At 50.8% G+C, this 20,529-nt stretch carries 14 protein-coding genes and 1 pseudogene; 11 read left to right on the top strand and 4 right to left on the bottom strand.

Annotated elements, in window-relative coordinates:
- Positions 1–39 precede the first annotated feature (39 nt).
- A complete protein-coding gene (locus KJS65_RS27035; protein WP_213652921.1) occupies positions 40–1,665 on the top strand; it encodes a hypothetical protein in 1,626 nt (541 codons plus the stop codon).
- A 149-nt stretch (positions 1,666–1,814) separates the two neighbouring features.
- On the opposite strand, the gene KJS65_RS27030 is transcribed toward KJS65_RS27035, so the two are convergent.
- Positions 1,815–4,064 (bottom strand): AraC family transcriptional regulator, encoded by a 2,250-nt coding sequence (locus tag KJS65_RS27030; protein WP_213652920.1) that lies wholly within the window; start codon positions 4,062–4,064, stop codon positions 1,815–1,817.
- A gap of 320 nt (positions 4,065–4,384) precedes the next feature.
- On the opposite strand from KJS65_RS27030, the gene KJS65_RS27025 reads away from it, so the two are divergent.
- The 3 genes from KJS65_RS27025 to KJS65_RS27015 all read left to right on the top strand — a co-directional run bounded on the left by KJS65_RS27025 (position 4,385) and on the right by KJS65_RS27015 (position 7,866).
- The gene (locus KJS65_RS27025; protein ID WP_213652919.1) at positions 4,385–5,296 is read left to right on the top strand and encodes an ABC transporter permease; all 912 of its coding nucleotides are present in this window, start codon (positions 4,385–4,387) and stop codon (positions 5,294–5,296) included.
- 45 nt (positions 5,297–5,341) lie between these two features.
- Positions 5,342–6,253, top strand: a complete 912-nt coding sequence (locus KJS65_RS27020) for a carbohydrate ABC transporter permease (RefSeq protein ID WP_213652918.1) — start codon at positions 5,342–5,344, stop codon at positions 6,251–6,253.
- 74 nt (positions 6,254–6,327) lie between these two features.
- Complete coding sequence (locus tag KJS65_RS27015) at positions 6,328–7,866, top strand: extracellular solute-binding protein (protein WP_213652917.1); 1,539 nt, start codon at positions 6,328–6,330, stop codon at positions 7,864–7,866.
- Between the two features lie 164 nt (positions 7,867–8,030).
- Here the strand turns inward: KJS65_RS27015 and KJS65_RS27010 are convergent, their stop codons facing one another.
- Together KJS65_RS27010 and KJS65_RS27005 are read right to left on the bottom strand one after the other, a co-directional pair.
- Positions 8,031–9,038, bottom strand: coding sequence for an SGNH/GDSL hydrolase family protein (locus tag KJS65_RS27010; protein WP_213652916.1), 1,008 nt, complete (start codon positions 9,036–9,038; stop codon positions 8,031–8,033).
- A 40-nt stretch (positions 9,039–9,078) separates the two neighbouring features.
- Complete coding sequence (locus tag KJS65_RS27005) at positions 9,079–10,128, bottom strand: GntR family transcriptional regulator (RefSeq protein ID WP_213652915.1); 1,050 nt, start codon at positions 10,126–10,128, stop codon at positions 9,079–9,081.
- A 266-nt stretch (positions 10,129–10,394) separates the two neighbouring features.
- Here KJS65_RS27005 and KJS65_RS27000 point away from each other — a divergent pair, with 266 nt between their 5' ends.
- The 5 genes and pseudogenes from KJS65_RS27000 to KJS65_RS26980 all read left to right on the top strand — a co-directional run bounded on the left by KJS65_RS27000 (position 10,395) and on the right by KJS65_RS26980 (position 14,892).
- Positions 10,395–11,417 carry an SGNH/GDSL hydrolase family protein gene (locus KJS65_RS27000; protein ID WP_244864880.1) on the top strand — a complete coding sequence of 341 codons (1,023 nt, stop codon included), beginning with the start codon at positions 10,395–10,397 and terminating at the stop codon, positions 11,415–11,417.
- 88 nt (positions 11,418–11,505) lie between these two features.
- Positions 11,506–11,930: pseudogene (locus tag KJS65_RS26995) on the top strand (tRNA-dihydrouridine synthase); the annotation flags it as partial.
- 128 nt (positions 11,931–12,058) lie between these two features.
- A complete protein-coding gene (locus tag KJS65_RS26990) occupies positions 12,059–12,334 on the top strand; it encodes a hypothetical protein (protein WP_213652913.1) in 276 nt (91 codons plus the stop codon).
- A 388-nt stretch (positions 12,335–12,722) separates the two neighbouring features.
- Positions 12,723–13,430, top strand: coding sequence for a class I SAM-dependent methyltransferase (locus KJS65_RS26985; protein WP_213652912.1), 708 nt, complete (start codon positions 12,723–12,725; stop codon positions 13,428–13,430).
- Between the two features lie 232 nt (positions 13,431–13,662).
- The gene (locus KJS65_RS26980; protein ID WP_213652911.1) at positions 13,663–14,892 is read left to right on the top strand and encodes a multidrug effflux MFS transporter; all 1,230 of its coding nucleotides are present in this window, start codon (positions 13,663–13,665) and stop codon (positions 14,890–14,892) included.
- A gap of 195 nt (positions 14,893–15,087) precedes the next feature.
- Here the strand turns inward: KJS65_RS26980 and hcp are convergent, their stop codons facing one another.
- Positions 15,088–16,776 carry a hydroxylamine reductase gene (hcp, locus tag KJS65_RS26975; RefSeq protein ID WP_244864878.1) on the bottom strand — a complete coding sequence of 563 codons (1,689 nt, stop codon included), beginning with the start codon at positions 16,774–16,776 and terminating at the stop codon, positions 15,088–15,090.
- 397 nt (positions 16,777–17,173) lie between these two features.
- Here hcp and KJS65_RS26970 point away from each other — a divergent pair, with 397 nt between their 5' ends.
- Positions 17,174–18,196, top strand: coding sequence for a 2-oxoacid:acceptor oxidoreductase family protein (locus tag KJS65_RS26970; RefSeq protein ID WP_213652910.1), 1,023 nt, complete (start codon positions 17,174–17,176; stop codon positions 18,194–18,196).
- Positions 18,193–20,490, top strand: coding sequence for a thiamine pyrophosphate-dependent enzyme (locus KJS65_RS26965; RefSeq protein WP_213652909.1), 2,298 nt, complete (start codon positions 18,193–18,195; stop codon positions 20,488–20,490). The genes KJS65_RS26970 and KJS65_RS26965 overlap by 4 nt, the downstream gene beginning before the upstream one ends.
- Positions 20,491–20,529 lie beyond the last annotated feature (39 nt).

Here is a 20,529-nt window from a genome sequence, read left to right as displayed (position 1 = left end):
GGATTCGATCAAAACGACAAAGACCGGGAGGTAAGAGAAATGAAAATGAAGCCGTGGAAAAGAGCGGGGATTTGGACTTGCGCGCTGCTGATGGTCATGACGGCACCGGGTGCCGCGATGGCAGCGCAGGCGGAGGGAAGCAGCTCCGAGCTGAATGCGAGCAGCGAGAAGAAAAAGGTACAGGAGCCGTTCATGATCAAAATCGTGGATGCCGAGACGGGCCGGGGCATCCCTCTTGTTGAGCTGAAGACGACGAATAACATCCTGTATTACACGGACAGTGCCGGCGTCGTGGCATTCAACGAGCCCGGCCTGATGGATCAAACAGTCTTCTTCCATCTAGCGAGCGACGGGTATGATATCCCTGCCGACATGTTCGGCAACCGTGGGCAGGCCGTACCGATTTTACCCGGGGGTACGATCACCATTGAGATGAACCGGATCAACATTGCCGAGCGGCTGTACCGGCTGACAGGCCAAGGCATTTATCGCGACAGCTTACTCGTTGGCCAGAAGCCGCCCATTAAGGAGCCGCTGATCAACGGCTTGGTCATGGGACAGGATTCTGTGCAGACAATTGAGTACAACAATAAACTGTACTGGTTCTGGGGCGACACCGACAGGCCGGCCTACCCGCTGGGGAACTTCCGCGTCACGGGAGCGACTTCGAAGCTGCCGCAAAAAGGCGGATTGGATCCGGATGTCGGCGTCAACCTCAACTATTTTACGAAAGAGGACGGGTTCGTCAAAAGCTTGGTGCCACCGCTGCCCGACGGCGCGGGAATCGCCTGGGTATTCGGTTTGATGACCGCCAAGGACGGCACCGGCCAGGAGCGCCTGCTCGCCGGCTACAGCACGCATAATCCCGACCTCAGCGCTTTCGGCATTCTTGCCTTTAACGACAATACGAAGGAGTTCGAGCAAGTCGTGCAGTTTCCTTCCAAAGACGACTGGCGCCATCCGGGCGGCCAGGCGACCTATTACGAGGAGAACGGCAAGGGCTATTGGCTCTTTACCGAACACCGGATTCCGAATCTGCGCGTTGCTGCCAGCTATGACGCCATCATCGATTATACCCAATACGAATCGTTTACTTGCCTGGCGCCGGGAACGACATATAGCGGGGCTCAAACGTCGCTGGAACGGGATGCGGACGGCAAGCTCGTCTGGGGCTGGAAAAAGGACACTCAGCCGCTCAACCAAGAACAAGAGAAAGAGCTGATTCAGTTAGGCCTGATCAAAGCTGACGACCTGCGTTATTATCAGTTGAAGGATATCGATACAGGTGACGACGTTCAAATCGCCCAAAGCTCCATTGAATGGAATGTATATCGGCAACGTTACGTAATGATCGCTCAGCAGACGCAAGGCAAGACGTCGGTACTCGGGGAAATCTGGTACGCGGAAGCTCCTGCGCCTCAAGGTCCTTGGACCCGCGCCAAAAAGATCGTGACGCATAACAATTATACGTTTTATAACGTAGCGCAGCACAAAATCTTCAACAAGGATGGTGGGCGGGTCATCTACTTCGAAGGAACTTATACGAATACGTTCACGAATCATGTCCCGACGCCGCGGTATAACTACAATCAAGTCATGTACAAACTCGACTTGGCGAACCCTAAGCTGGGACTTGAGCCGGTTCAAGGAACGGCAGGACAATAGGCGCCGGACCTTTTGAGATTCACCCGAATAAGGACCTTTCCGAAAGCGCTGCGGGGCTTTGCCGGAAAGGTCCTTGTCCGTTCTTGAGCTTGTTTCTGCGTACAGCCTGGCTTGCAGCTTCTCCATATGAAGCAGGAATGGCGATATTTTCACCTGGAGAAGTCCCCGTGGCTTTCCCGGTACTGCTTTGGAGTCAGATTCGTGAATTTCTTGAACGAGGAGAAGAAATGGCCTTTGGACAGGAAGCCGCATTGATCCCCGATCTCGAGTACCGAGAGCTGGCTGGATACCAGTTTCTCCTTCACTCTCTCGATTCGTTCCTGGAGAATGTACTCGGACAATGACATGTTCATGATTTCCTTGAATAGCTGCCGGATATAGCTCACGGAGAAGGAGAAATTGTCGGCCACCTGCTCGATCGATAGTTGCGCATCCTGCAAATGGCTGTCCACGAATTCTTTGATCTCCAGCACGATCTCTTCTTTGCGGTTCGGAGATTTCGGAGCCTCGGTCTCGGATGCGAGCGTCGTGACGATGCCCTCCAGCCACGCTTGAAACTCGGACAGCGTGCCGTACCGCTCGAGCAGTTGATGGATGCTGCTGATCTCATGCAGGACGCTGGATTTGTTGAAGTTTTTGAGCAGATCGTAGGTGAAATAGGTCAGGTTCAGCTTATAGTTGCGATATGGCAGCTCATGGACATGCTTCATTTGCTGGCGCAGCAAATGGATGGCGGTCTCGGGTCGGCCGCGGCGGATGGCCTTGATGATCTCGGTCGTCTCCAGCGCTTCGGAGGCGGAAGGATACCCTGCCATAAACTCTTCGTAATCGCTCTCCAGGAAAATTTGCTTTTCTCCCTTAAGGAAACGCAGCATCGTTAATTCGTAGATATGATCATATACGTTTCGGATATTCGTGCCGAAGTCAAAGGCATTGCTGACGGCCACGGTTGTTTCGACGTTCAGGATGCGTGCCACTTGGTGGTGCGTATCCTCCAGAAGACGTCGCAGCTGAAGCGCTCCCGATTCATGGCTCCCGATGATCAGGATCAGATGGTCGCCCCCCATATCCAAGCCTTCGGCCGCATAAGAGCCTGCCCCAATCACTTCTTCGCCAATATTGCGTATGGCATATTTGATCAATTTCCGGGAGGGGAAGTCGTAGTGTTCGCAAAAAGCCGTATACGTTTCGATCCGAAGGACGGCCACAAACAGAACGTCGCAGGAAGCCAGCTTGGTCTGGCTCCGGATATATTCGTAGCTCTTGGTACCTGGCGTCCCGTGCAGCATCCACTGGGCGAGAAACTCCGTTCGAACGAGCTCGGATTGGTTGCGCATGGAAGCATGAAGCTGCTCCACGTTGTTCAGCAGCAGATCGATGCCGTCGTTGATCCATTGGATGTCCGGTATGGCATCAGACGCGGAGTTTGCGAATCCAACCCTCCCTTTCAGCTTGTCCGACAAAAAGGTAATGGAACGCAAGGAACGTCGCGAACTCCAGAAGAATAACGCCGAGACGATGCCCAGCAAGAGTAATGTATACGTTATCAATTTATGCTGGAATGCGGTTATATGGCGAGTCAACGTATGATACTCGTTCGAGTAATATACCGTCCAATTTTCAGTGTTCAGCTTGGCTGTATTCACGAACCAGCTCTGATTCGGAAAGCTAACCTGAAAAACGCTGCGCTGCTGTTCCCGGCCCGTTTGATAAAGCTGTTCGCTCAGCGCGGGATCGGACATGCCTAATAGAAGCTGACCATCCTCGTCGAGAATCCGGATGTCCTGCTCCGAAGAGGTCGTTTGGCCTAACAGAAGCTTCGACAGCAGCGGTTTATCGACGAGCAGCACAAGATAGAAATCAGATGGCTTCTCTGGGGTTGCAGGCAGGATGAGGGCCAGACAGTCCGAATCCTCCGGCGAATGATTAAAGAAGCGCAAATATTCCGGGTGGAATGATTTCACCCGCTCCAGTATGCTCTGGTCAGCAAAGGATTCGAACCGGACGATGCCGACTTTGGAATCAACGACAAGGCCGTGCTTCAAATTAATCAGATAGGATCGCTGGATGAGCGGTTCGGTCGACATGAAATTGGACTGAGCGACGAGCGCGGCATGATCGATGAGCGGATCTTTGCTTGTATCGAAGAACCAGTTCTGAATATTCTGATCGGCGTACATGCTGAGTCCGTAAGATTTCAATTTACCGAGAATCATTTCGGTCTTTGATGCCAGGTTGTTGACTTCGTTCTGTGAATTGCTGCGCACCTCGAGCATGGTGTATTTCGAGAATTCCGCAGACAGTAAATAGACGAAAGGAAGGATGGAACAGATCAGAACGGTTGTCAGTAATAGAAAGGTACGAACATAGGTCTTCTGCAAAATAGACTTGATCCTCATATCATTCCAGCACTCCTTGCTGATGGATTGGCGGCATAAAGGTATGTATCCGAACTGGGTATATATCCGAAATTTCCAGGCAGGAGAAATGACCGGCACCTCCTTACTCAATCATATCCTGACTTTCGTGTGAAGTCCTCATTTTGACAAAGTAGAAATCAAGACGGCGCCGGAAACCAGACGTGCGTATCTTTCTTAAGTTCCAGTACTTCTTGTGTCACAATGAGGACTATTCCAAACCTATCCTTCCGTACATAATTAACTCTGTCAGGATATGGCCACATCGGACAGACCAGAAACGAATGGAGGGATACCATACATTGAGAGTATTAAGGGATCTTGTAAGAAACCGGGGCTTGTATTCAATGGCGATACCGGGAATCGTCTTTCTCGTTGTCTTCTCCTACATTCCTCTGTCCGGACATCTGCTAGCGTTCAAGGATTTTCAGATCAGCAAAGGCATATGGGGAAGTGATTGGGTGGGGCTGGATAACTTTCGCTTCTTTTTCTCCAATCGGGATTGGATTCAAGTGACGGTCAATACGGTTTATTTAAATGCGCTGTTCATTATTTTCGAGATGGTCTTTGCGCTTCTCATTGCTCTCTTCTTGAATGAGATCCGCTTGAAATGGTTTAAACGCACGATCCAATCCGTCGTCTTCCTTCCTTATTTCATTTCCTGGGTCGTCGTCGGGTATATGGCATTCATTTTATTCAACAATACGGACGGCCTGTTTAACCGCGTGCTGAGCATGACCGGGCTTCAAGCCGTCGATTGGTACCAGACCCCATGGGTATGGCCGATTATTCTAACGCTTACGCGAATCTGGAAAAGCGCCGGTTACTACTCGATTATTCTGCTCGCTGCCATTACCGGTTTTTCCTCCGATTATTATGAGAGCGCCCGTCTGGACGGGGCCACGCGGCTGCAGCAGATGAAATACATTACGCTGCCCTTGCTGAAGCCGCAGATCATCATTCTCGTTCTCTTGGGCGTCGGGCGGATTTTCTATGGGGATTTCGGCATGATCTACGGAATTGTCGGGGACAACGGGATTCTATTCCCGACGACCGATGTCATCGATACATATTCCTACCGGGCGTTAAGGCAGCTTGGCAACTTTAGCATGTCGTCGGCTATCGTGTTCTATCAGTCTATCATGGGGCTTATCGCCGTCGTTTCGTTTAATGCGTTGGTTCGAAAAATCGATAAAGACTCCAGATTATTTTAAGAGGTAGTTCAAAATTCGCGAAATGCAAAGGGAGGTGAATACCATATGAATCGTCCGGTTGCTCTGATCCCGCCCGCGCGAGTCCGGCGGGAGGGCGGGTTATCCGATAAAATGACCGTCTGGTTGTTTGGACTGTTTCTGATTCTATTTGCGCTCGTTTGTTTGTTTCCTTTTTGGCTGATGGTTATCAATTCGTTCTCCAGCACCCGAAGCTTGGCGGTGAACGGATACTCCATATGGCCGGATGAGTTTACGTTGGAGTCGTATCGTTTCCTCCTTCAAGGCAAGCAAATGTTTACCAGCTATGGCATCACCATTGCGGTAACGGCTATCGGAACCGTGCTCGGCCTCGTCGTCACCATGTTGTTTGCTTACGTGCTGGCCCATCCGAAGAACCGATACAGCGGCGTCCTCTCGTTTATGACCTACGTGCCGATGGTCTTCGGCTCGGGGCTCGTCGGCTTCTATCTTCTGGTGGTTCAGTGGCTGCATCTGAAAGATACGCTGTGGGCGCTTGTGCTCCCTTACGTCATGAATCCGTTCTTTGCGTTTATCTTGGTCTCGTTCTATCGCTCGCTGCCATACGAGTTGAACGAATCGGCTAACATGGACGGCGCCGGGGAGTGGAGGATCTTCTTCACAATTATCCGGCCGATCTCGACGCCGGTGATCGCGACGATCAGCTTGTTCTACGCCCTGCAATACTGGAATGATTGGTGGCTGTCGCTTCTGTTTATCGATAACAGCGATATGTTCCCGCTCCAGCTGCTGCTCCGGCAGCTCATGTCGCAGATGCAGCTCACGTCGCTTAATCATGGGAACGTGCTGACGCTGCCGCCGGCGGAAGGGGTCAAGCTGGCAGCGGTATGCTTGACGATCGGTCCGATCATACTCGTCTATCCGATGGTGCAGAAGTATTTTGTCAAAGGCCTGACCCTCGGCTCGGTGAAAGGCTGAGTATAAGAGGTTCCTGAAAACCCGATTTTTTGAACACACACGATAAGATAATTATTTTGAAGGGAGTCATTTGCATGGCCAAATCAAAACGCAAGTTCTTCATGCCGGTGCTGCTCGGACTGGCAATCGCTTTATCCGGGTGCTCCGGCGCCGGCGGGGATGCCGCCGCGCCTGCCGATTCCGGGGAAGCCGGCGCTTCATCCCTTGATCCGGTTACCTTGGAGGTTGTCGTTCCGGGGGCGAAAGGCGCAAACTATGACGAGGTGCTGGCAGAAGTCAACAAGAGATTAAAAGCCGAAATCAATACACAGGTTAAATTCACATTCGTCGACTTTGCCGATCTGAATCAGAAGACCAACGTCATGCTGGCTTCGGGAGAGAGCGTGGATTTGATGTTCGATGCTCCGTGGCTGCATCTGGACACGATGGCTTCCCAGGGCTACTACGAAGAACTAAGCGGACTTCTGGACCAATACGGCCCCAATGTGAAAAAGACGCGGCCGCAACAAATGTGGGACGCGAACAAAATTAACGGCAGCATCTACGGCGTTCCCTTGGGAAGCGCCTATACCCAACAGAGATCGATTTTCATCCGGAAGGACCTGAGGGAGCAGCTAAACCTGCCGCCCGTAAAGACGTACGAGGATTTGAAAGCTTATCTCTACGCCGTCCGTGACGGTAAATCCGGTATTACGCCGCTCCTTGCGGGCGCGGACGACGTCACCTACAGCTGGGTCAACTGGCTGATCCGGGACGATACCAGCGTCAGCATTCGTCCGACGAATTTTGCCGGAGCCAGCCTGATGTTGTATTACAAGGGCAACGACGGGAAAGTCTACAACTTCTTTGACACCCGGGAACCTAAGATCTGGTCAGGCATCCAGGATGTCCGCAAGCTGTTCGTGGATAAAGTCATGTCGCAGGACGTCTTGACGAATAAAAGCAGTCCGGCGGAAATGCAGCTTCAGAATAAAGTAGCGGCTACGCCCCAAATGGCCTTTGGGATTCCCCAATCGTTCAACGACCAGCTGAAACAGGTCGTTTCGGGCAGTGAGCTGGAAGCCGTGCGTCTGTTTGACCTCACCCAAGGGAAGAACCTTTCCAATTTCAAGATGGATAACTTTATCTGTATTGTGAAGACGAGCAAGCATAAAGACCGCGCGATGATGTTCCTCGATTGGGCGAACAAGCAGGAGAACTATGATTTGCTGGAGCACGGCATCGAAGGCGTAAACTGGAAATCGGCTGGTGAGCATCAATACGAAACGCTGAACAACGATGGCGGTATCGTCTCGTTCCAGCTCATGTTGAATCCTACGTTAGAGCGGGAGTGGGCCGGTACGGACGAAGAGACGCAGAAGTACAGTCAATTCATTACGCAAGCAGACAACTTCACGAAGGACATCCTCACCGGATTCACTTTCGATCCGACGCCGGTGAAGAACGAAGTGGCCCAGTTCGCGACCATTCAGGCCAAATATTATAGCGGATTATTTAACGGTGCGCTTGATCCGGACCAGTACTTCGCCAAGTTCAAAACAGAAGGCGAAGCGGTGCTTAAGAAGATCCAGACTGAGCTGCAGAAACAAGTCGACGCCTACTTGGCAAAATAAAAATGGCCGTTCATCGAACAACGACCTGCAAAAAAAGGACCGCTTCGTAATAGGAAGCGGTCAGCCTGTTGAATAACTTCAGCAGGCTTTTTTATTTTTAGGGAAGTGATTACGAGGCAGGCATAGTTTTTTTGACGTAGCCGTCCTTTTCAGGTCCCAATGTTCTACTGGCTGCCGCTAAACGGGGCTGAACCGGACCAAACCTGACGGATCGCCTCGGCCAATTGTTCGGCCATTTGCCGATGCTTCTTGACGGAGGGATGTCCGGAGCCTCCCATTCCGTCTTCCGGCCGCTGGATGAGCGGGAACTCCACGAAATGAATGCTGTCGTCGCCTTCTTGGCGGAGACGTTGAACAAGAGCCTTCAAATGGGGAGCGGGTCCAAGCGTCATCGGACCGATGGCGCAGAATAATGGGGCGGACGGATATCTGCCGCGGATAAAACCCGTCAATTTGCGGTATTGATCGATATAATCCGAAGGTTGGATGGGCGCGGACCAGTCATTGGTCCCCAGGTTAACGACAATCATGTCGGGATGAAACGGATCCATGGCTTCTTGATCAAGATAAGGACAGATCGTTTCCATAAAATAATCCGACATGCGGCCTTCCTTGGAGCCGCCGAAATTCTGATAGCAGCCGGTACCGGAAGCGCCCACGATCAAGGTCTCGGCGTCCAAAAGCTGACCGGTCAGCGAGCTGTAGGCAAGCGCGATATTTTCGCGCGAAGCATCGCAGTCGCATGGAATCTGCGCCTCGTTGCCGAAGCCGCACGTGATCGAATCGCCAATGATGAGCAGCCGGTGGGGCAGAGGGGACGGAGGGCTCAGAAATGTCCCGTTCTCCGCCGTTAAATCGGTAAATTTAATGCTGCCGAATGCCGCTTCCGTACGTTTCTGCAGCGTTAACGTATGCGGTTTGTCCTCGAGGTCGTCCGCAAGCTGGTACAGCCGGTTATCCGGATCGATTCTCATCACCCGTACCGGAAGATCATCGATATAGACGTTAACCCAGCTTTTCCCCTCTCCGTTGACATCCTCGATTTCGGCGGTGATTTCCCGCCCTTGAAAGCGCACGGTTACCGCACTGCCGGGAAGAAAGCAGGAGATCCCGTCCTGTTCTTGACGGAAGAGCCCGTGCCTCAGGCTTGAATTCAAAAAGTCGAATTTCATTGCATACCTTCCTTTCGTGGATCTATTTGCATTCAGGGAGTTATGCGTAAGGATTCTCGCATGTAGACTCCCGGAGCACCAAGGAAACGCCCGACAATATTTTCGTGCTGCCTCCATGGGTTTGGCCTTGAATAACCTGGTTCAGCAAATTCGCGGCGTTCCTGCCGATCTCTTCAAAGTCCTGCCGAACGGTGGACAGCCCGACCGACAGATTGCCGGCATGGTCCCAATCGTCGAAGCCCATGACGGAAACGTCCTGCGGGATGTTGACGCCGCGGCCGGTCAGTTGTTCGATGGTTTCAACGGCAAGCTTGTCATTGGAGCAGAACAAAGCGGTGATATCCCGCTTCATCACGCTGCCTGATAATGCGTCATAATCTATGCGGGTCAATAAATGATCGCCTTCTACCGGAAGCCCCGCCTGACGCATGGCGCTGCAATAGCCTGCGAAGCGCTCTTGCTCGGAGTGAAGAAAAAAGTGGTAGCTTGCGAATTTTATTCTCGAATGCTTCAGGCGGATCAGCTCCCGGGTGGCCAGGATTGCCCCGTCGTAGTTATTGCATCCGGAAAAATAGCTGGGATGATCCACGTTGTACCGGTCTACCAATAGGTAGGGGATGTTGTTTTGCTCGATGAATAGGTAGTTATCCTTGCTTTGAACCGGATCGAACGGATAAATCAGGAAGCCGTCCACTTTTCGGTCCAGCATTTTCTGAATGGATGCTTGTTCATCGTTGCTCCATTCCACGATCAAGGAGTAACCGAATTCGGCCGCCGCTTGCTGCGCGCCCTTGATGATCTTCATATAAGAGACATCATAATTGTCCTCTGCCGATAAAATGAATGCAATCAAACGGCTCGAATGGTCTTCGGCTTGAGCTCCGTTGACAAAAGAGCCCTTTCTTTTGATTCTCGTGATCACGCCCTCGTTGGCCAATTCCGTCATCGCTTTTCGAATCGTGATGCCACTGACTTGAAATTGTTTCATGAGGTCTTCTTCATTCGGCAATCGATCGCCGGGTCGAAGCTCGCCGGCCCTAATCTGATGCAGCAGCGCTTGTTTTACTGTCTCGTATTTGGGCTCGCTCACAATAACTCTCCTTTGTTACAGTCTACTGAAAATGATTTGCTATTATATAAGTTTAATAAAAGTATACTTTATTAATTGAGGTATTTCAAGATTATGCATCTGTTACTATGTTATATGTATAAATTGAACCCGTATATGTGGTTTTTCATTGACCTGTTATGTATAAAATGATAGTCTGGATATATAATTATTAATTAATAAAGTATACTTTATTTTAAAGGACTGGATTCTAAAAGTCAATGCAGACGCTGAGGGGAGGAGCAGTTTTGGAATTTAGCTTTACCAAATATGCCAGATTGATGGGGAGATTCGATCTCGCCGAGATAGAGAAGCCGAAATGCGGATGGGTGAACAGCGCCGTATTTGTTGCTTTTCAAGGGACGGCCATCTCGATGACGGCGGAGGATTCCGAAGGCCAGGATTACGTTGAAATTGTAGTGGACGGCGTCGCCCGGAATTGGATCAACCTGAAGAAAGGCGTCCATGAATACATCATTGAACAGGGGCTGCCGGATGGTGAACACACCTTGGAGATCCACAAGCGTACGGGGATTCTGACCGGCAGTATTGCGTTTCATCAGTTTACTCTGCCTGACGGCGGAAGCTTCCTTGCCCCGCCCGCGGCAAGGCCCCTGCGGCTGGAATACTTCGGCGATTCCATCACGGATGGAGCAGGGATTGGTCATCCGCATGAGCTCGCCGAAGCTCCGGATCTGGATGACGGCTACATGTCCTATGTCGGAATCAGCGCCAGAATGTTGAACGCGGAATATCATACGATGGCCATCTGCGGTATCGGCGTTTGGCAGGATGCGGTAGGAAATAGGCAGGGACTGCCGGAGCATTTTTCCGGGACGCTCGGCAAAGAGACGGCGCCATGGGACTTTTCCCGGTATATCCCTGATGGAGTCGTCATTAATCTGGGCCAGAACGATTATTCTACGCCGATTCATGATGAGGAGTATATTGCCGCTTATATCGAATTCATCCGGGTTATCCTGGAAAAATATCATGATCCGTATGTCTTTTGCTGTGTCGGAACCATGAATAACAACTATCTTGCCAGCGTGAAACAGGTCGTGTCCCATTTTAATCAAAACGGAAACGCAAAGGTATTCGTGGTTGACTTGGGATTGATTCATCCGGAGGTGGAAGGATGGGGCGGCCGTTATCATCCCGGCTATCAGACGCATTACCGCATGGGCTCGGAGCTGGCCTCGTTTATATCCGCCAAAACCGGTTGGAAACTGCTTAAGCGTCCGTCAATCGCAACGGAATGCGTGTTCTGACAATCATTCTTATATCGCGAAAAGTAGATTTGTCCAAGCAAGAAGTTAAGTGAAATTGATATAAGATTAACCGAATGTACGCCCACATGAACTGATTCCTGAAATTAAGAACTTCGGGATCGTGTGGCGCCACATACGCTGCTCACGATTAATGGAGATATTCCTGACCGTCAAACGGGCTTGAATCTGGCTGAACAATATGGCGTGGATGGGATCATGATCGGGCGCGGTATTTTTAAAAATCCGTTTGCTTTTGAAAAGGAGCCGAGGGAACATAGCAGTACCGAATATCTTGACCTTTTGAGATTGCAGCTTGATCTCCATGATAAGTACTCCCAAGAATTAGAGACCCGTCCATTCAAAGCTCTTCATCGCTTTTTCAAAATTTATGTCAAAGGGTTTAGAGGGGCAAGCGAGCTAAGAAATCAATTGATGAGCACGGCGTCTACCGATGAAGTGCGTGCGCTTCTGGACGAATTTGCGGGGCATATGGATGAGGGCGGAGACTGTTAAATGATGTCTTACTTTAATTGTGCTTTAATCAGTGTGATAATGCGAAGTAACTCCATACCATAGGGGATGGAGTTTTTTTGCGGATTATTATAATTGTACAATATTTATGATCATATGGAGTGATGGCCTTGAGATACACCGATTACATCCGACTAAAAACAGGTAGATACCAATCTGTAGGAAAGTTTGGCGATGATATTTACGCGTACGAGGCCCTAACGGGGATCGCCGACACCCCGGAGTACCACCAAATTTCTAAGGAGGAATTCGAATCGTTTGAAACTTGGAGTCAGGAGTACATTACGAATCTTAAAAAAGCATATGAAATCATTAACCGCCCTGTCATCTGCAGCGGTTACCTGGGAAGAGCGGAGTTGAATACTTCGCTGCTTCGGGATATTTAGCCACAGGATGGACAAGAAAAGGCCGATTCGAACTGTTCGTTAGTCTTCAGTTCAATCTTAGGTATTTGTATTATATCGAACCACTGTATTGATGTGTACTTATGAACGGGAATATGCGACTGCAGCCATTTCTTTTGGAATTAAAAAAATAAAGTGAAAATAAAGTTGTAAACTGACCTCAGGTGTTAAGCTAACGGGCAGATTAGTGAAGCTATTGGATATATTATATTGCTGTCCGGCGTACAGGATATAAAGAACCACGTACTGTACCCGTTTTCTGTGTAAGTTATGTTTTGTGATTATAGGTATAAGCTATTAATTCAATATGATTTATATATTTCACCAACAAATGCTTTCCCATTACAATAGTTGAAAAAGAGGTGTTGTTATGGACTCATCCGTCAAAAAGCTGTTCGATGCCATCGCGAGTGGATATGACGAGCAAAGAAAAAAACTGATCCCTTGTTTCGACGATTTCTACGGAATGGCTCTATCCTTAGTTGAAAGTGCTGCTGCCTCACCGAAAATTCTTGACTTGGGGGCGGGTACCGGGCTTTTTTCAGGCATGGTGCTGCAAAAATACCCCAATGCAGAGCTTACGCTCATGGATGTAAGCGACAAAATGTTAGAGGGGGCACGTCAGCGATTCCAGCATAACGACAGCATTCGGTATATCGTCGGAGATTATTCGAACTATACGTTTACCGAGTCGTTTGACATCGTCATTTCTTCGTTATCCATCCATCATCTCACTCATATGGCAAAACAGCATTTATTTGTGACGATACATCAAGCTCTGATGCCAGGCGGTATATTTGTTAATGCGGATCAAGTGGCCGGAAATCATCCTGCATCCGATGAGTATTACAGACGACGCTGGCTTGAGCATATTAACGACAGTGGTCTTTCCCGTGAGGCCATTGAAGCGTCTGTGGAAAGAAGAAAGCTGGATATCAATGCCCAACTAAACGATCAAATCATATGGTTGGAGGAAGCCGGATTTCTTGATGTAGACTGCATGTATAAGTATTTGGATTTTGCCGTCTTTTTCAGTAGAAAAGACTCGAGAGTCCCTGGGTCGACGCCACATGTATGAGTAATTTATCAGTAATAAACAAAACACCATGTTTGAGATTCAGGTTTACTTTGCACAACTAGTTGAGCTAACGTGAATCGATAGCTCAATAAATAAACTAAAACACGGCTGCCGGCATCGATTAGCAGCCGTGTTACACTAACGGGCAGAACTTCTCACACTATGTACATTGCCGACGGCGGATGAAACTTAGATAATAGAAACCATACTAGAATCGGGGATTCAATTTATAATGAGAAAAAATAATCAATGGAATGTTTTTAGCTTGGCTTTGTTGTTGGGCTTATTTTCGACGTTAGGCCCATTTACGATTGATATGTATTTACCGGCATTTCCTGAAATCGCAGAAAATTTGAATACAAGCGCGTCACTCGTCCAGTTTAGCCTGACGGCTTGTTTACTTGGACTAGGCATAGGTCAGCTCGTTATGGGCTCGCTAAGCGATGTCTATGGCAGGCGAAATCCTCTGCTGATTTCCATGGCCGTATATATCATCTCCTCGTTGGCTTGCGCATTCGCACCCAATATTGGATTGCTAATACTATTCCGATTTGCCCAAGGGTTTGCCGCTTCCGCAGGAATCGTTATCTCGCGGGCAATAGCCCGCGACCTTTACAGCGGTCACGAACTTACTAAATTTTTCTCTTTGCTTTTGCTCGTGGGTAATTTGGGTCCACTTGCTGCACCGATTGCAGGCAGCGGCATTCTTTCGTTCACGACATGGATTGGCGTGTTCATCGCACTGGCCCTGCTGGGAATTTACTTATTGGCGATGACAAAATGGCGTTTGAAGGAGACTCTTCCAGCTGAAAGACGCGAAACACCCAACTTCGCAAACCAATTGCGGAGCTACGGGCTTCTCTTGCGCGATCGCCAGTTTGTCGGCTACATGCTGGCACAGGGAATTATGATCGCCGGTGTCTTTGCTTATGTTTCAGGAACGCCTTTTATCTATCAAAATATATACGGCGTCACACCGGCCGTTTTCGCATTGCTTTTCGGATCGAATGGCATTAGCTTGATTATAGGATCGCAATTAGTGGGGCGGATGGCGCATCGTATATCTGAACAGGCATTTCTGCTATTTGGCCTATGTGTGGCCTTATTTGCAAGCATCGTCGTTTTGGTGGTAGCTGTAGTCCATGGTCCACTTTTCACCTTGGTCATACCGCTGTTTTTCTTTGTTTGTTCAATAGGTATTACATCAACTGCAGCATTTCCGCTTGCAATGGAGAGACAGGCCAATATGGCGGGAAGTGCTGCCGCGCTGTTGGGTGTCATACCTTTTCTTCTAGGTGCGGTGGTTGCTCCTCTGGTTGGTATCGCAGGTGAAAACACCGCGGTTCCGCTAGGCGTAATTATTTTAGCGACGAGCACTGCAGCAATGCTCGCTTATTTCGTTCTGGTAAGAAAAGTTCCGCGTGGAGCATCACAACAAGCCCAATCCGAGCCTAATTTTTAGGTCAGACTGAGTTTGTGTAGTTAAGCTAATGGGAAACGATAGCTCAATGAATACATTTGAAGGCAGCCGACCCAAAAGCCGGCTGCCTTTTTCCTTAACTAACGGGCAGAAAACGTTTTTATTTTACGCAAGGGCGAATCGAGCGCAAACAAGCTTTGTATAAAAACCAATGCCCCGGTTAGGGGCATTGGTTTATCAGGCACCAAGGAACATGTTCATATCGTCTTCCACATTGGTAATGCCGCCGATCCCGAAGTTATCCACGAGGACTTTGGCCACGTTTGGCGACAGGAATGCGGGAAGCGTAGGGCCCAGATGAATATTTTTGACGCCAAGATACAGCAGGGCAAGCAGCACGATCACCGCTTTTTGCTCGTACCAGGCAATGTTGTAGGAAATCGGCAGCTCGTTGATATCCTCTAGGCCGAATACTCCCTTCAGCTTCAAAGCAATGACGACCAGGGAGTAGGAATCATTGCATTGCCCGGCATCCAGAACCCGCGGAATGCCGCCGATTTCGCCTAAGGCAAGCTTGTTGTATTTATATTTGGCACAGCCTGCAGTCAGGATGACCGTGTCTTTCGGAAGCTCTGCCGCAAAATCGGTGTAATAATTGCGGGATTTCATCCGTCCGTCGCAGCCGGCCATGACGAAGAACCGGCGGATCGCGCCGGACTTTACGGCGTCGACAACTTGATCAGCCACGTTCATCACGGCGGCATGGGCGAAGCCGCCGATGATCTCGCCGGTTTCAAGCTCCGTCGGGGCCGGGCATCCTTTCGCTTGCTCGATCAGTGCGGAGAAGTCCTTGGCAGCGCCGTCCTCTGCCTCCGGGATATGGCGGACGCCCGGGAAGCCGGTGTTGCCCGTGGTATAAATGCGGTCCTTATAACTGTCCTTTGGCGGAACGATACAGTTGGTCGTCATCAGAATCGGCCCGTTAAAGGATGCGAATTCGCTGTTTTGCTTCCACCAGGCATTTCCGTAATTGCCTACAAAATGCTCATATTTCTTGAATGCCGGATAATAGTGGGCAGGCAGCATTTCACTGTGAGTGTATACGTCCACGCCGGTCCCTTCCGTCTGCTTCAGCAGCTCTTCCAAATCCTTCAGGTCGTGGCCGCTGATGAGAATGCCGGGCCGGTTTCTAACCCCGATATTAACCTTCGTAATTTCCGGATTTCCGTAAACGGAAGTATTCGCTTCGTCCAGCATTGCCATGGCGTTCACGCCGTACTTGCCAGTTTCCATCGTCAAAGCGACGAGATCCTGCACTTCAAGGCTATCGTCCAGCGTAGCCGCAAGCGCGCGGCGCATGAACCGGTTCAATTCGTTGTCGTCTCTCTCCAGGTGAAGCGCATGGTACGTGTAAGCAGCCATTCCCTTCAAGCCGTACGTAATCAATTCGCGCAGCGAGCGGATGTCTTCATTGCGGGTTGATAGGACACCGACAGTGCGCGCTTTTTCATCCAATGCGGTTTCATGATCCGCTTCCCAGACGGCAGCATCCGGGAAATTAGCGGTTCCTTCCGGATATTGCTCGTTATAATAGGCGCGCACCTCGCCGCGGAGCGCCATGGCTTCCCGGATTCTCCCCACAAACACCTCGCGGTCAAAATTGGCGTTCGTAATGGTTGCAAACAAGGAGTCCATGATAAACAGCGATACGCGCTGTTCAAGGAATTCCGGCAGCCGGACATCCTGACTGAGAAAAGAGATCCCTTTCAGCAGATAGATCAGCAGATCCTGCAGGTTCGCCACGTCATGCGGTTTGCCGCATACGCCGACAAGGGTGCAGCCGGTTCCTTTGGATGCTTCCTGGCATTGAAAGCAGAACATGGACGGCTGATGATTTAAGGCCTTCTCTGTCGCGATGTTAGTCATTATTTCTCCCCCGGTTTCGTGAGTTATTGGTTGCCTAAGGTCCACATAAGTCCGCGTTGTCATTGGACTGTCAGACACAGTATACTCCGCTGCGATAACCGGAAAGGTGATTCCAATCACCATTTTTTAAGTTTGTGTGTTAAATCACAAAGCCTGTCGGATTGTTCTTTTAAACTGGATTTATGGACTTATAAATGAATGTTCAAAAAGGACGGTTTTCAGCACCAAGAAGATTGGATGAAGCTAGGGACTGAGGAGCGGAGCGTACTTGTGGGTACGTGAGCACCGGAAGGCCCGGCTGAATTCTAGATTCGATGCCGAATCTGCTTCTCCGATTTACTTCGTGATCAAAAGCGGTCTTTTTGAACTACCTCTAGAAGAAATGAGGAGAGAGAATATGTCGATATTGCCTCACAAAAATGAACTGGGATTTTTCGAGATCCGTCTCGAATCCATCGGCGGGCTTGGCGCCAATCTGGCCGGGAAAATGCTGGCCGAAGCCGGGGTAACCGGCTCCGGCCTTAACGGTTCTAATTTTTCCAGCTACGGCTCGGAGAAAAAAGGGTCGCCGGTGAAGAGTTTCGTAAGGTTCTGCGATCCCGGGGTGGAAATCCGCGATCACAGTCCCATTGAGCAGCCGCATGTCGTCGGTGTATTTCATGAAGCATTGTATAAGACGATAGATGTCATAAGCGGATTACAGCCTGATGGAACGGTACTTGTGAATACGTCGAGAGACCTTGCCGAAGTTGCCGCGGATCTGAACATGACGCAGGGAACGCTTGCGGTGATTGATGCGCTGAACATTGCCGTTGAGGAAAAAACGAAAGTCAATACGGCGATGCTGGGCGCCTTGTTCCGGATATGCAGCTTCCTGAACCCGGACGATATGCGGCAGGTTATCCGCACAACGTTTGAGAAAAAGCTGCCACACCTCGTGGAAGCGAATTTGCGGACCTTTGACAGAGGGTATCACGAAGTCCGGTTCCTTTCCTTGGGAAATGGCACAGGGCTTATAGACCCGGTGGCTTTCGCAAGACCGCAGCCGGTTCTCGGATTTGAAACGCAGGAGCCCGGCGGGATCCTGAACGTGACGGCCAACAGCATCCTGAAGGACCTTAGCGCCTCCCGGCAGGGATATTTGCCGGAATACAAGATCGAGGACTGCATTCACTGCGCCGCCTGCGATACGGTATGCCCGGATTTCTGCATCGTGTGGGAGCAGAAACCGGATAAACGCGGCAACCTGCAGATGTTTATGAAAGGCATCGATTACCAGTATTGCAAAGGCTGCTTGAAATGCGTGGAAGCTTGCCCGACCACCGCTTTGGCCGCCATGTTGGAAGAGCCGCATTATGCGGAGCAGCACCGTGTGCCGCAAGCATTCCCCTATTTAACCGCGGAGGGAGTCAGATCATGAACATGAAAATCCAAGAAGCAACCGAGCACGAGATGCCTGCCGCCCAAACGGCGGTCTTCGAATCGGGCAACGAAATGGCCGCCATGGCAGCTGCCCAGATCAATTATCACATCATGGGTTATTTTCCGATTACACCGTCTACGGAAATCGCCCAATATCTTGACATGATGCGGACGCGCGGCGAACACGACATCAAGCTCATTCCGGCTGACGGCGAACACGGCTCGGCGGGAATCTGTTACGGCGCAGCCGCAGCCGGAGCGCGGGTATTCAATGCGACCAGCGCGAACGGGTTCCTGTATATGATCGAACAGCTGCCCGTGCAGGCGGGCACCCGTTTCCCGATGGTCATGAACCTGGTGACGCGGGCGGTCAGTGGCCCGCTGGATATCCGCGGTGACCACTCGGATCTCTACTACGGCCTCAATACGGGCTGGGTGATTCTGACGGCCCGTTCACCGCAGGCGGTGTATGACCTGAACATCATGGCGCTGCGAATCGCCGAGCATGAAGACGTGCGCCTGCCGGTCATCGTGGCGTATGACGGATTTTTCACGTCGCACCAGAAACGCCGGGTGCACATATTTACGAGCCGGGAAACCGTCCGTGAGTTCGTAGGGGAACAGCCGCCGGAATTTCCGCATGTGCTGGACGAGAACAAGCCGATCGTCGTTGGGGCTTACATGAACGGCGACGACTTGATGAACAACCACTTCCAGCAATCGAACGCCATGTACCGTGCGGGCGAGGTATTCAAGGAAGTGGCGGAGGAGTACGCCGCACTGTCCGGAAGATCCTATTCGCCGCTTGATCTGTACCGCATGGAAGACGCGGAGGTGGCTCTGTTCCTGCTCAATTCGGCAGCCGAATCCTCCAAAGACGTCGTGGACCGGCTGCGGGCGCAAGGAATCAAAGCGGGCGTGATCAGCCCGAATATTCTCCGGCCGTTCCCGGCCAAGGAAATCCGCGAGGCGCTGACGGGCGTCAAGGCGCTACTGGTCGGTGAACGCGCCGATTCTTACGGCGCACAAGGAGGCAATTTGACGCATGAGGTCAAAGCGGCCCTGCAGGAAATCCGCGGTCCGCAGCCGATTGTGCTGTCCCGCATCTTCGGCCTCGGCGGGAAAGACTATTACGCGGATGACGCGGAAGCTTTTTTTGCCTTGGCGCTGGAGGCCATGGAGCTGGGGTATGCCAAGGTTCCGTTTGATTATTACGGCCAAACGCCGGGAGATGAGGCGCACAAGCTGCAGCCAGTCATCGCGCCGATGAACGGCGACAGCTTTAAATCCGGCCTGATCACGGTGAAGATGGATGAGGCGACGAACAAGCTGTCCGTTAAGGCGCCGCCGATGCGGGCACTTGCCGCCAAACCGAAGCGGTTTGCTTCCGGTCACGGAGCCTGCCCGGGCTGCGGTATTTTCCCGGCGCTGGAGCTCTTTTTCAAAGGGATCGAAGGCAATGTCGTCACGTTGTTTCATACCGGCTGCGCTTATATCACCACGACGGGTTATCCGTATAACTCGCATAAACAGAGCTTCATTCATAACTTGTTCCAGAACGGACCGGCGACGTTATCCGGCACGGTAGAGGCGTTCCTAGAGAAGAAACGCCGGGGCGAAATCGATGTTCCCGAGGACTTTACGTTTGTAATGGTGACCGGCGACGGCGGCATGGACATCGGGATGGGTTCGGCTATCGGGACGGCGCTGCGGGGCCATAATCTGATCATTCTGGAATACGATAATGAAGGCTACATGAACACCGGGGCACAGCTTTCGTATTCTACGCCTTTAGGCCACATGACCAGTACTTCCGGCGTCGGCAAACAGCAGCAGGGCAAAACGTTTCATCACAAAGATACGGTGCAAATGATGGCGGCTGCGCATATTCCGTACGTATTTACGGGGACGGAGGCATTCCCGCAGGACCTTGTAAAAAAGGCGGCAAAAGCGCAGTGGTACTCCCAGAATGTAGGTACCGTCTACGGCAAGCTGCTGATCACATGCCCGCTGAACTGGAAGTCCGACGATAAGGAAGGGGAGACAATCGTTCGCGCGGCCGTGAATGCATGCTTTTTCCCGCTGTATGAAGTGGAACAGGGACAAACGAACATTACGTTCGATCCGGAGGCGAAGAATAAGCGGGTACCGCTCGGCGACTGGCTGAAATATATGGGCAAATCAAGACATCTGCTCAAGGAAGAAAACAAGGAAATGCTTGATGAATTTGAAAAGGAAGTGGAGCGGCGCTGGTCGATTTTGAAAGCGAAGCATGAGCATCCGCTGTTGTAATGATTCAATTCAATATACTAGGATTCAGATCCTGGCAGC

This window comes from Paenibacillus sp. J23TS9 (assembly GCF_018403225.1).
Lineage (GTDB): Bacteria > Bacillota > Bacilli > Paenibacillales > Paenibacillaceae > Paenibacillus_AQ.
This window is presented reverse-complemented; position numbering and strand designations above follow the sequence as displayed.